Raw genomic sequence first — 12,210 nt, 5'->3', positions numbered from 1 at the left:
CACACGGGCGACGGCCATCCTGAAAGACCTGGGGCGCACCGTATTACACGGTGCGCCCCAGTGCCGTATTCGGAAGCCGTGCTCAGTGCGGCAGTTTCAGGTCCGCCAGGCGCGGAGCCGCCGCGTCCTTGGGGGAGCGGGTGAAGCCGAGTGGATTCCCGTAGCGGTCGGCGGTCGGCCATTCGATGCCCAGGTCCGGATCGAAAGCGTCCAGGTCCCGGTCGAATTCGGGCGCGTACTCCAGCGAGCACAGGTAGATGACGGTGGAATCGTCCTCCAGGGACAGCAGCGCGTGGCCCAGGCCCTCGGCCAGGAATACCGATTTGCGCTCCACATCGTCGATGACGACGCTGTCCCACCGCCCGAAGGTCGGCGAGCCGGGCCGCAGATCCACCACCACGTCCAGGAACGCGCCGCGCACGCACGTCACGTACTTGGCCTGGCCGGGCGGATCCTCGGTGTAGTGGATGCCGCGCAGCACCCCCGCCGCCGAGGTGGAGGTATTGACCTGGAGCAGTTCGAATTTGCGCCCCACGATCTTCTCGAACTCCGAGGACTTGAAGGTCTCGGCGAAGACTCCGCGCTCGTCACCGTGCAGGGCGGGGGTGAACTCCCACGCGCCGGGCACCGCCAGTTCGCGAATTCGCATGCTCATTCCACTCGTCCCTGTTCCAGCAGGCGCAGCAGGTAGGCCCCGTAACCGGAGCGCACCAGCGGCCGGGCGGCCGCGTCCAATTGCTCGTCGTCGATGAAACCCATGCGCCAGGCCACTTCCTCGGGTACCCCGATCTTCAGGCCCTGGCGCTCCTCGATGGTACGGACGTAGTTGGCGGCATCGAGCAGCGAATCGAAGGTGCCGGTGTCCAGCCACGCGGTGCCGCGGCGCAGCACCTCCACATTCAATCGGCCCTGTTCGAGGTAGGCGCGATTGATATCGGTGATCTCGTATTCGCCGCGATCGGACGGCTTCAGCTCGCGCGCGATCGCCAGCACGTCGTTGTCGTAGAAGTACAGCCCCGGGATCGCGTAGTTGGAGCGCGGCGTCTTGGGCTTCTCCTCGATGGAAATGGCCTTGCCGTCGGCGAATTCGACCACGCCGTACGCGGTCGGATTGGAAACCCGGTAGGCGAAGACCGCGCCGCCGTCCACATGCGCGTACCCGCCCAGGCTCTGACCCAGGCCCGGACCGTGGAAGATGTTGTCGCCCAGCACCAGTGCGGCGGTCTCGGTCCCGATGTGATCCGCGCCGAGCACGAAGGCGCGCGCCAGCCCGTCCGGTTCGGGCTGCACGATGTAGCTCAGATTCAATCCGAACTGGCTGCCGTCGCCGAGCAGCCGGGTGAACGCGTCCGCGTCCTCGGGGGTGGTGATGACCAGGATGTCCCGGATGCCCGCCAGCATGAGGGTGGACAACGGGTAGTACACCATCGGTTTGTCGTACACGGGGACAAGTTGTTTGCTCACCCCGCGCGTAATCGGGTGCAAACGCGACCCGGTGCCGCCCGCCAGGATGATTCCACGCATGTCACGAGAGTCTGCCAGTTCCATTGCGAGCGAGAGCGGGGAGGTTCCGAGTGCGCTGCGAAACCGTCACGGTCGTTTGCGGCCATACCTATCCGGCGATATCTGTTGCGTAGGTCACGTTCCCATGGTGTTCTGAAATGACGCTATGTGAGATGTCAGCGCCGACTCTCCCGCGCCGGGTAACCCGAGCCCTCTTCGGTCCACCGGACGAACGGCTCGGCGCGCCAACAATGAGGTAGGTGCGCAATGGCGAAGACCCACGACGACCAGGTCCAGACCCCCGTCGTCAATCCCGATAACGTCAGCGTCTACGCACGCACACTGGAAGCCGTGAGCCGCGCGACCATTCGGCCCGCCGGTGAACTCATGACCCTGACCGAAGGCGCCATGCCGATCGTCAGCGGCGTCATCAACGGCCTGGCCAGGCTGCGGCCCGCACCCCGCGGGGTGGAACGGGAAGAGGTGCGGCTCAAGGGCTTCCGCATGGAGATCGTGCGGCCCGCCGGAGCGCGCAGCTCGATGACCGACGGAGTGGTCATGTACATGCACGGCGGCGGCTTCTTCCTCTGCGGACTCGATACCCACCGGCCCGTGGTCGCCGCCATCGCGCGGCGCACCGGAATGCCGGTCGTCAGTGTGGAATACCGGCAGCTGCCCGCCACCGATATCGCCGGTTCGGTCACCGACTGCCTCACCGCCTACCAGTGGCTGCTGAGCCACGGCGTGCCCGCCGCGCGCATCGTGTTCGCCGGTGACTCGGCGGGCGGCTATATGACCTTCGCGACCGCGCTGCGCGCCCGCGATGCCGGACTCCCGGTGCCCGCCGGACTCGTGGGACTGTGTCCCGCACTGGATCTGGACTGCACCGAGAAGCGCGCGCACCCCAACTACCACCGCGATTCGCTGATTCCGCTGTCCGCCCTGGAGACCGTGGTCAAGCTCGGCGCGGAGGTGAACGGCCGCCTGGATCCGCAACTCTCGCCGGTCAACAACCCGCTCGCCGGAATGCCGCCCGCACTGCTCATCGTCGCCGAGGACGAGGTACTGCGCCGGGACAGCGAGATCATGGCACAGCGGCTCGCTCAGGCGGGCGTACCGGCCACCCTGGAGATCTGGCGGGGCCAGGTGCACGCCTTCATGGCCATCTTCCCGAATATGCCCGAGAGCCGGGCCGCGCTGGCGCACGTGGCCCAATTCGTCCGCGCCCGAATCGAATCCGCGCAGATCGCCCGGACGGCCTGATACGACGAAATCCCCCACCCGGGTGGTCCGGGCGGGGGATTTCGTTGTACTGCTTGCGAATTACTTCGCGGGAGCCACCGGGGCGGCGTTGATGGTGGTGAAGTACTGCACCGCGGCCAGGATGGCGACCGGGGCGGTCACGAACAGCTGGCCCGCGAGGGTGCCCAGGAAGCCGATGGCGGCCATACCGGCGATGCAGCCGACGATGCCGGCCGGCAGCGCGCCGAACATGGCGGTCAGGGCGCCGGTCAGGGTCGCGGAAACCGCGCCACCGATGACACAGCCGATGGCCGCGCCGCCGATGCCACCGACCAGGGTGCCGATGGTGGCGCCCATGGAGATGGTGTCCTTCAGGCGGTTCCAGGCGGCCTGCTCACGGTCGTAGTCGTTCTTCCAGGGAGCCTGGTTCTCGTAAGGCAGTGCGACAGGCTTGTAAACGGCCTTGTCCGCGACGAACTCCGGGGTCAGGGTCGCGGTGTGGTCCGAGATGTTGGCCGCGATCGGGAACACGAAGTCGTCCACCCGGAAGTTGAGCTCGGTGCCCGCGATGGTGGCGCCGTTGGCGGCCTTGATCTTGAAGACGCCGTCCTCGACGACCATGGAGCCGGCATCGGTCCGGATGACGGTGTTGGTGTCGGTGGTGGTCGCGGTGTAGTTGATCGCAGCGGCCTCATCGGTCGCGGGCGCCGCGTTCACGGTGCCGGCGGTGATGCCCATAGCGGCGATCAGCAGCGCCGACGTGGCGGCGAATTTCCTCATCAGCATTTTTTTCAGAACCTCATCGGGGAAGAGCTCGGGGGGACAGGAGAATCGAAATCCAGGACAGCTAACGAGCGGTGAACCGGCTGTGACCGTTTGTTCAAATTACGTTCACCTCTCCAGTCGCGTGGTTCGTCAGCTTCCGGAAATGTGCTGCGTACGTATGGTTTTCGGGGGTGCTTCCTGTCGGCCGGTTCGTTACTGTTCGGTCTCTTTGTGGCGAAGGTCACAGTGTTTTACCGTAAAACCGGAATGATCCTGACCCGAAAGTCCCGGGGAATCCACGAATTCGAGACTTTCCGTATGAAAATACGAGTAATGGGTGGACAACTTGTTTCCTTCTTGTGTCCGATTCCGCTCCCGGGAAACGGTGGAACAGTGTAGGAACCGCAACATGGACACCGAACGCGGACGGACTCCGAAGGCGACGTAGGGTTTTCGGTGTGCGATTGCTCGTAACCGGAGGCGCCGGCTTCATCGGCGCGAACTTCGTTCATCAGACCGTGACCGCCCGTCCCGGTGTCCAGGTGACCGTCCTGGACAAACTCACCTATGCGGGGAATCGGGCTTCGCTGGCCCCGATCGCCGATCGCATCGAGTTCGTGCACGGCGACATCGCCGACGCCGCACTGGTCGACCGTCTGGTCGGCGGAGTGGACGCGGTGGTGCATTTCGCCGCCGAATCACACAATGACAATTCGCTCGCCGATCCCTGGCCCTTCGTGCAAACCAATATCGTCGGCACCTATTCGCTGCTGCAGGCCGTGCGCAAGCATCAGGTGCGGTATCACCACATCTCCACCGATGAGGTCTACGGCGATCTCGAGCTCGACGATCCGGCGGCGTTCACCGAGGCCACGCCCTACAACCCGTCCAGCCCGTACTCCGCCAGCAAGGCGTCGAGTGACATGCTGGTGCGCGCCTGGGTGCGATCCTTCGGCGTGCGGGCCACACTTTCCAACTGCAGCAACAACTATGGCCCGTACCAGCATGTGGAGAAATTCATTCCGCGGCAGATCACCAATCTCATCGACGGGGTGCGGCCGCGGCTCTACGGCACCGGACATCAAGTGCGGGACTGGATTCACGTCGAGGACCACAACGCCGCCGTCTGGGAAATTCTGGAAAACGGTCGAATCGGTCAGACCTACCTCATCGGCGCGGACGGCGAACGCGACAACAAATCCGTCGTACAGCTCATTCTCGAGGCCTTCGACCGCGCACCGGACGACTTCGATCACGTCACCGATCGCCCCGGCCACGACCTGCGCTACGCCATCGATTCCACGCTGCTGCGCACCGAACTCGGCTGGAAACCGCGATATTCGGACTTCCGCGCCGGACTGGCCGACACCGTGCGGTGGTACCGCGACAACGAGAACTGGTGGCGGCCACAGAAATCCGCCACCGAGAACGCGTATGCCGCCGCCGGGGAAAAGGTGCTCTAACCCCAGACCACGGTGGAATAGGTGACCGCCGCGGCCGTCAGCGAAATAACGGTCGCGACAATCACCGTGATCGCCGGGCCCCGGCTGGGGGTGCGGTTATCGGAACCGGTGAGACGCAACGGCATCCAGCGCAGCAACACCGCCAGGGTGAGCAGGGCCAGGGGTACGAAGTAGCGGCCCTGTACGCCGTCGATGATGAAATAGTCGACGGGGGTGAAGGACATGTACAGGGTCACGTAGATCATCGCGACGCTTGCCGCCATGGTCAGCAGCACCACCCAGGTGCGCAGCCGATCACCGGTGAGGCGGTCGGCGATGCCGACGCTCACCGCGAACGCGACCAGGCTCGCGCAGACCGTCAGTGCCGGGACATCCACGTACGCGAAGCCCAGTTCCCCGAAGAACTGCATGAACCAGCGCTGATCGCGGCGCGCGATGCTGTCGCCGAACACCCGGATGAAATGGCCCGGATCGGTCAGGACGTTATGCAGCTGATCGCCGGGACGCACTGTGCCCCACTGCTTCTGCGGGCGCATCAGGCTCATGCCGTCACCGGTCGGCGCGGCGATCCGCATCCACAGCGCGAAGCAGATACCGCCGATGGCGGCGGCCGCCCACGGCAGCAAGCGCTGCCACATCGCGATGCGCTCGGTACCGCCGAAACCGAGATTGCGCGCCGGGATCACCACGATGAGCATGGCCAGCAGCACGTAGGTCGGCTTGCACACCGGCAGCAGAATCGTGGCGGCAAGCGCCGCAACCGTTTCCGGCCGGGACAGCCGCTCACCCAGGAACAGGCCCTTCACCACCAGCGCCGACACCAGCAGCGCGAGCGCGTTGGTGACGGTGTCCGCGGTGACGGTCCCGGCCTGGAACAGCGCGATCGGCAGCACCGCGACCGTCAGCGCCAGCCATTGGATGCGATGCCCGCGCAGCGTGCGCAACGCGAAGCCGACGATCGCCAGATAGGCGAGCAGTCCGGCCCAGCGGGGCGCGAGAATGGTCCCGCCGACATCGAGATCCAGCACTTCGGCGATCCGAATGCCCGCAGCCGCAGGAAGATACGGGATCGGCGAGTAGGCGGCGGTATTGGTGAACCACACCTGCGTGGTGTGCTTGGACACCGCGGCCGAACCCAGCCGGTCGTAGGCGTCCGGATCGGCGACCTTGGGTTCCGGCTCGTCGTTGTTGTTCTGGTAGTCGTCGAACGCGTAGCTCTGCAGCGCGTCGATGGTGACCGGAACCTGACCGCCCCACGCCGGACCGCGATCATCCTTGATCTTCTCCGGCAGGAAACCGCCGTGCGCCACCTGATAGGCGCGCCCGAACTGGGTGATCTCGTCATGCCCCCAGAACGGCGGCGTCAGCACCGACCACACCGCGCCGAACACCCCGGCGATCAGCAGGAACGCCAAAGCGGCCGTGCCGAAACGCCTTTCGATCCCGGCGACCGCGCCCGCGAGCCCGCTCGATTCCGGTTCCGCCGGTTCCGGCGCGCTCTTCGCCGCCGGTGCGGCGATGACGGTCCGCACCGCGCCCTCCGGCTGTGCCGCTGCCTTTTCGGCCGTGCTGTCGCTTGCCTCGGTTACCACGATGTCCGATTGTGCTGTACGGCCATTCGTGGGTGTGGCAGGCGGGGTCATCGCCGGGTTCCGCCCGAGCGTTCATCGGCGGGTTCATCCGCTCCGACGGCGGAATAGCGCAGGTACATCAGGCGGGCGGCCTCGTGCCGGGATCGGCGGATGCCGTCCAGCACCAGACCCGCGGTCCAGGCCAGGCTGCCCAGCAGCAGCAGCGTGAAGCCCAGGAACAGCGTCGGGAAACGCGGTACCTCGTGGATCTCGTAGAACTGGATCACTATCGGGGTGATCAGGATGATCGAGATCAACCAGGCCAGCGTGCCGAACAGGCCGTAGAACGCGACCGGGCGCTCATGCCGGGCCAGGCCGATGATCAGGCGCAGGATCTTGAAACCGTCGTGATAGGTGCGCAGTTTGGATTCGCTGCCCTCGGGACGATCCTTGAATCCGACCGGCACCGCGGTCTGCGGAACACGCAGATGCAGTGAATGCACGGTCAATTCGGTCTCGATCTCGAATTCGCGCGAAACCGCCGGGAAACTCTTCACGAATCGCCGGGAGAACACCCGGTATCCGCTCAGCATGTCCTCGACATTCTCGCCGAACACCTGCGCCACAACGCCATTGAGCACCTTGTTACCGGTCTCATGGCCCGGGCGGTAGGCGGATTCGCCGGCGATCTCGCGGCGCACGCCCAGCACATGGTCGTACGGCCCGGATAGCAGCGCTTCGATCATGCGCGGTGCGGCGGACGCGTCATAGGTGTCATCGCCGTCGATCATCAAATAGACGTCGGCCTCGATATCGGCGAAGGCGCGGCGCACCACATTGCCCTTGCCCTTCCGATATTCGTGACGCACGATCGCGCCGGCCTCGCGCGCCCGCTCTGCGGTCGCGTCGGTACTCCGGTTGTCGTAGACATATACGACGATTCCGGGCACAGCGGCCTTGAGGTCGGTGACGACCTGTGCGACCGAGGCCTCTTCGTTGTGGCACGGAACCACGGCGGCAATTCGGAGCTCGGTGGGGTCCACCCGGTCAATCCTCGATGTGATCGGAAGGCGAATACGAACACGGGGAGGGTACCCGAGAATGCTGCGGTACCGTCGCCGAGTGCCCAGCAGTGAGTCGGCGACCCCCGGCGTCAGCCCAGCGGAGTCCGCCGAGATCGTCCCGCAGTCCCTCGTCGACAAGGTGCGTTCGGCGCTACGGCAGGGCGGTGCGTTCCTGGTCGTGGGCCTGCTCGGCTTCGCGGTCGACGCGGGCACCTACAACCTGCTGGTGTTCGCGGGCGGCGAGGGTCCGCTGTTCCATCAGCCGTTGCTCGCCAAGATCATCGCGATCGGCGTCGCCACCGTGGTCACCTATTTCGGCAACAAATGGTGGACCTTCGCGCACAAGAAGGGCGGCAGCCGGACCCGCGAATACGTCCTCTACGCCCTGTTCAATGTGGTCGCCATCGGACTGCAACTGAGCTGCCTCGGCTTCTCCCGCTATGTCCTGGATCTGTCCAGCCCCTTGGCGGACAACATCTCCGGAACACTCATCGGCCAGATCGTCGCGGTTGTCTTCCGCTACTGGGCATATGACAAATTCGTCTTCACCGGCGCGCGCGAAGAATCGCGTTAACGCGGGTTCGCGCTGACGCTATGCGCGGTGATTGATATTGTCGCCGGGCCGAGCGGTGACAGTGGGTGTGCGTCCACGTCGGATGTTGCCGGTGTCTGTTTGATTTCGAGGGATGTCGAGGGAATTCATGGATGCGTCGGCTGGCCAAGCCGTGACCGAAATCAATGACCGGACCGCCGGAGCCCCCGCGACGCTACGCGCGGAACACGCGGCTCCCGAGCGGCTGGTGCTCGCGCGCGGGTTGTTCACCGGTCCCGCGCCGCGGATCAGCGATGAGCTGTACGCGGTCGTCAAGGGCGGCAAGGCACATCGTGAACGCTTCAGCCTGCGGCTGGACAAGGGCGCGAAGGCGCACACCAACACCTACTTCGGGCGGTTCGCCGCCAGCTACTGGCAGCGCTGGACCACCGTCACCGCCGTCGAGGTCGCCATGACACTCGAGGTCGGCGGTAAGACCAAGGTGCGACTGGCCGCCTCCGATATCGCCGGGCATCGGCGTGTCGTCGCGACCGCCGAAACCAGCGAGACCGGGCGCGTCGTCTTGAGCGCGGCCCTGGACATGTTCATCGACGGCGGCGCGCTCTGGCTGGAGATCGACGCCATCGGCGGCGAGGTCACCGTCACCGATCTGGAATGGACCGCGCCCGCACCGGATCACGTGCGCCCGGTGGCCATTGCCATCTGCACGTTCAACCGCGCGCCGGACTGCGCGGCCACCGTGGCCGCGCTCGCCTCCGACAGCACCGTGCTGAGCGCTATCGACGCGGTCTACGTGGTCGATCAGGGCAGCGATCTGGTGCAGGATCAACCCCTCTATACGGAGACGGCACCCAAATTGGGTGACAAGCTGCGTTACATCCGGCAGCCGAATCTCGGTGGCGCGGGCGGCTTCACGCGCGGCCTCTACGAGGTGTCCGGCGCGAACGAGCACGCCGACATCATCCTGATGGACGATGACATCCTGTGCGAGCCCGAAACGGTGTTGCGGCTCAACGCTTTCGCCAACATGACCACCGAGCCCACGCTGGTGGGCGCGCAGATGCTGTTCCTCTACAACCCCGACTACCTCAATGTCGGTGCGGAGGAAACGAATCTGGGCAAGCTGCGGCACGGGCAGAAGGTGTCCAAGGCGCTGCGCAACACCAGCATGCTCAAGAAGCATCAGGAGCGCCGCGTGGACGCGGGCTACCAGGCCTGGTGGACCTGCCTCATCCCGGCCGAGGTGGTGAAGAAGATCGGGCTGCCGGTGCCGATCTTCTTCCAGTGGGACGACGTCGAATACGGTTTGCGCGCACGGGAGAACGGCTTCGTCACCGTCACCCTGCCCAACGCCGCCGTCTGGCACGCGGACTTCTACTGGAAGGACTTCGACGACTGGGCGCGCTACTTCAGCTCGCGCAACTCGCTCATCGTGTCCTCGCTGCATCACGATCTCGACGCCAAAGCCATTACCCGCCAGCTCTTCCGGGAGATCGGCGAGTACCTGGTCGGTATGCAGTACGGTCTGGCGCACACCACCCTCTCCGGTATCGAGGATTATCTGCGCGGCCCGAAGGCGTTGCGCGACGGCGGAATCGAAGCCCTCGCCACCGCCCGCGGCTCGCGCGCCGACTATCCGGAGACCATCAAGCATCCGGCGGCGACCGCACCGGTCGTGAACGCGCACGTGCACCTGCGCCGCGCCGGCGGTGAGCCCAGCCGCCCGCTGCTCATCCTGTTCAAACGCGCCTTCACCCAGTGGACCGGCCGCACCATTCCGGGCGTCGTCGGCGTCACCCGCGAGGACGCGCACTGGTGGCATATCGGCCTCTACGACCACGTCGTCGTCACCGACGCCTCCCAGTCCGGTGTGCGAATTCGCCGCCGCGACAAGGAAACCGCCCGCCGTCTGCTGCTGCGCGCCTACAAGGTCCTCAAGCAGCTGCGCGAGGAGCTCCCGTCCCTGCAACAGCAGTGGCGCGCAGCCATGCCCGAGCTCACCAGCCGCGAGAACTGGGAACGCCTCTACGGCATCGACCCGAAGTAATCCGGGCGTCCGGCAGGCTGGGGCCCGAGGGCATTCCGCGCCGGACCACCCCCGTCATCCCGGCATGCTTTTGGCCGGGATCTACACACATCGGCTGAACCGCTGCGTGGTGTGGATCCCGGCCAAAAACGCGCCGGGATGACGGGGAGTTCTGCTGCTATCGGGTGAGCAGCGTGCGGGTGGCGGCGGTCAGGTCGGCGTCCAGCCAGTCCGGGAACTCCCCGGTGTGGGCGAAGCGCCGCAGTGCGCCGTAGGGCAGGTCCACCACGGCGCGCCGCACCGCGTCCAGTTCGCGTTCGCCGTCGGAACCGAAGATCCCGCGCGCGATCCGGTGGAATTCCGCGAACAGCGGTTCGTTCATCGCCGCCAGTCGCTCGTTGAATTCGGTATCCGGGGTGCCGTCGAGCAGATCGCGCAGTCGCAGATTCAGCAGTAGTTTGGCGTCCTCCGGGCACCCTCGCCCGAAGGTGAGCGAGGCCGTGGTCATGGCCACCGCCGCCTCGATCGGATCCGGCTGCGCCACAGCCGCGTTCACCACCCCGCTCTGGAATCGTTCCAGCGCGCGCAGCCAGGCCGCGATGACCACCCCGTTGCGATTGCCGAACCGGTGGTACAGCGTCCCCACCGGCGCGCCACTGGCCTCCGCGATGGCGGCCACGCTGGCCGCGCGCGGCCCATCGCGCAGCACCAGTGTGCGGGCCGCGTCGAGGATCACATCGGTGTCGTGCTTCCGGGGAGGTGCCATGAACTAGTACAGTCCTTCTATATGGAGCGTTTGCCCTATATCGATGAGCATTCCACAATAGTCCCCGCCGATCGCGCCGAAACCTGGTCCGCCCTACTGCGCACCACCTGCGAGAACCCGAATGATCTCAGCACACTCCCGCGCGGATTCACCCTCGACGCCGCCGACCCGCCGAACCGACTGGCCGCAGTCGGCCACCACCCCTTCTCCCGCTACGCCCTGACCTTCACCCTCACCGAAGAAACCCCCACCCGAACCCGCCTCACCGCCGAAACCCGCGCCGTCTTCCCCGGCCCGCACGGCCGCATCTACAAGGCCCTCGTCATAGGCACCGGCGGCCACCGTCTGGTAGTCCGAAACATGTTGAAGCGCATAGCCGCCGCGGCGAGCGCGCCGTGATCGGCCGCCGGTGGGGAGCCACCGCCGCCGAGATCGCGATGGAATTGCCCTGCGACAGCGCGACTTCCGGAGCATCCGTGAGCTGTGACCGCGCGGTCTCGGTCGCCGCACCGCCAACTCTGGTTTTCCAGTGGATCTGCCAGCTCCGCGCCGCCCCCTACAGTTACGACCTGCTGGACAACTTCGGCCGCCCCAGCCCCCGCACCCGCGATCCGGAACTCGCCGAACTGGCTGTGGGACAGCGCTTCATGAGCATGTTCGAACTCACCGATTTCACCCTCGGCAAGGACGTCACCCTGCGCGCCCGTGCGGCCGCCGTCACCTACGCCGTACACCCCGGCCCTTCGCCCGAAACGAGCCGCCTACATGCCCGCGTCCGCTTCCCCGGCCCATCCTGGCTACTGGCCCTTCCGGTCCTGGGCGATTTCATCATGATGCGCAAACAATTGCTCACGCTGAAGGAGCTGGCCGAGCTCGAGGCGCGATCCGGCAGTTGACGGCGGTCCCCGACCGGCGCACCGTCAGCCGAAGGAGCCGGTGGGTGCGGGCCGGGGACTGTTGTCGACGCGCGCGCTCCGGTGCCAGATGGCACCCGGGAAGGTGGGGACCGTGCTGCCTGGCACGGTTACCGGCGGGTCCTGCCGCCAGGTGCCGTCCGGTTTCCTGGTCGGTGACGGTGTCCGCGTGGTGGACGGCTCCCGGTACATGGGGCAGGACGCGACCACCCTGGTGATGGCGTGTGGTGCGGCGTAGGTGGTGACGTGGATGGTCGAATGGCTCCAGCCCGACGGCAAACCTCTGCTGCTCCATGTGTATTCGTTTCCTTTGATCGAACGCGAATATACCTGGAGCCGCAGC

General features: G+C 66.0%; 13 protein-coding genes. 7 read left to right on the top strand and 6 right to left on the bottom strand.

The window, feature by feature from the left end; genetic code table 11:
- Positions 1-82: 82 nt before the first annotated feature.
- On the bottom strand, positions 83-649 hold the full coding sequence (locus tag ACFVUS_RS20470) for a dTDP-4-dehydrorhamnose 3,5-epimerase family protein (RefSeq protein WP_387770050.1): 567 nt from the start codon (positions 647-649) through the stop codon (positions 83-85).
- Positions 650-651: 2 nt separating this feature from the next.
- Positions 652-1,524, bottom strand: coding sequence for a glucose-1-phosphate thymidylyltransferase RfbA (rfbA, locus tag ACFVUS_RS20465; RefSeq protein ID WP_387768285.1), 873 nt, complete (start codon positions 1,522-1,524; stop codon positions 652-654).
- 246 nt (positions 1,525-1,770) lie between these two features.
- On the opposite strand from rfbA, the gene ACFVUS_RS20460 reads away from it, so the two are divergent.
- On the top strand, positions 1,771-2,766 hold the full coding sequence (locus ACFVUS_RS20460; RefSeq protein ID WP_387768282.1) for an alpha/beta hydrolase: 996 nt from the start codon (positions 1,771-1,773) through the stop codon (positions 2,764-2,766).
- Positions 2,767-2,826: 60 nt separating this feature from the next.
- Here the strand turns inward: ACFVUS_RS20460 and ACFVUS_RS20455 are convergent, their stop codons facing one another.
- Complete coding sequence (locus ACFVUS_RS20455; RefSeq protein WP_375961882.1) at positions 2,827-3,531, bottom strand: hypothetical protein; 705 nt, start codon at positions 3,529-3,531, stop codon at positions 2,827-2,829.
- Positions 3,532-3,968: 437 nt separating this feature from the next.
- Between ACFVUS_RS20455 and rfbB the strand changes: the two genes are divergently transcribed.
- The gene (gene rfbB / locus ACFVUS_RS20450) at positions 3,969-4,973 is read left to right on the top strand and encodes a dTDP-glucose 4,6-dehydratase (protein WP_387768278.1); all 1,005 of its coding nucleotides are present in this window, start codon (positions 3,969-3,971) and stop codon (positions 4,971-4,973) included.
- Here rfbB and ACFVUS_RS20445 read toward each other — a convergent pair.
- On the bottom strand, positions 4,970-6,565 hold the full coding sequence (locus ACFVUS_RS20445) for a DUF2142 domain-containing protein (protein WP_387768275.1): 1,596 nt from the start codon (positions 6,563-6,565) through the stop codon (positions 4,970-4,972). The genes rfbB and ACFVUS_RS20445 overlap by 4 nt on opposite strands.
- Before the next feature lie 47 nt (positions 6,566-6,612).
- Positions 6,613-7,587 carry a glycosyltransferase gene (locus ACFVUS_RS20440; RefSeq protein ID WP_387768272.1) on the bottom strand — a complete coding sequence of 325 codons (975 nt, stop codon included), beginning with the start codon at positions 7,585-7,587 and terminating at the stop codon, positions 6,613-6,615.
- A 79-nt stretch (positions 7,588-7,666) separates the two neighbouring features.
- Between ACFVUS_RS20440 and ACFVUS_RS20435 the strand changes: the two genes are divergently transcribed.
- Together ACFVUS_RS20435 and ACFVUS_RS20430 are read left to right on the top strand one after the other, a co-directional pair.
- Positions 7,667-8,182, top strand: coding sequence for a GtrA family protein (locus tag ACFVUS_RS20435; protein ID WP_387768269.1), 516 nt, complete (start codon positions 7,667-7,669; stop codon positions 8,180-8,182).
- 127 nt (positions 8,183-8,309) lie between these two features.
- The gene (locus tag ACFVUS_RS20430; protein WP_387768266.1) at positions 8,310-10,208 is read left to right on the top strand and encodes a glycosyltransferase; all 1,899 of its coding nucleotides are present in this window, start codon (positions 8,310-8,312) and stop codon (positions 10,206-10,208) included.
- Between the two features lie 157 nt (positions 10,209-10,365).
- Here the strand turns inward: ACFVUS_RS20430 and ACFVUS_RS20425 are convergent, their stop codons facing one another.
- Positions 10,366-10,953, bottom strand: coding sequence for a TetR/AcrR family transcriptional regulator (locus tag ACFVUS_RS20425; protein ID WP_387768263.1), 588 nt, complete (start codon positions 10,951-10,953; stop codon positions 10,366-10,368).
- 21 nt (positions 10,954-10,974) lie between these two features.
- Between ACFVUS_RS20425 and ACFVUS_RS20420 the strand changes: the two genes are divergently transcribed.
- The 3 genes from ACFVUS_RS20420 to ACFVUS_RS20410 all read left to right on the top strand — a co-directional run bounded on the left by ACFVUS_RS20420 (position 10,975) and on the right by ACFVUS_RS20410 (position 12,105).
- Positions 10,975-11,352 carry a hypothetical protein gene (locus ACFVUS_RS20420; protein WP_387768260.1) on the top strand — a complete coding sequence of 126 codons (378 nt, stop codon included), beginning with the start codon at positions 10,975-10,977 and terminating at the stop codon, positions 11,350-11,352.
- 77 nt (positions 11,353-11,429) lie between these two features.
- A complete protein-coding gene (locus tag ACFVUS_RS20415) occupies positions 11,430-11,849 on the top strand; it encodes a hypothetical protein (RefSeq protein WP_387768257.1) in 420 nt (139 codons plus the stop codon).
- 112 nt (positions 11,850-11,961) lie between these two features.
- Positions 11,962-12,105: a hypothetical protein gene (locus ACFVUS_RS20410; protein ID WP_387768254.1), complete on the top strand. Its 144-nt coding sequence runs from the start codon at positions 11,962-11,964 to the stop codon at positions 12,103-12,105.
- Positions 12,106-12,210: the final 105 nt, after the last annotated feature.

Source organism: Nocardia sp. NPDC058058 (assembly GCF_042885355.1).
In the GTDB taxonomy this organism is placed as follows: domain Bacteria; phylum Actinomycetota; class Actinomycetes; order Mycobacteriales; family Mycobacteriaceae; genus Nocardia.
This window is presented reverse-complemented; position numbering and strand designations above follow the sequence as displayed.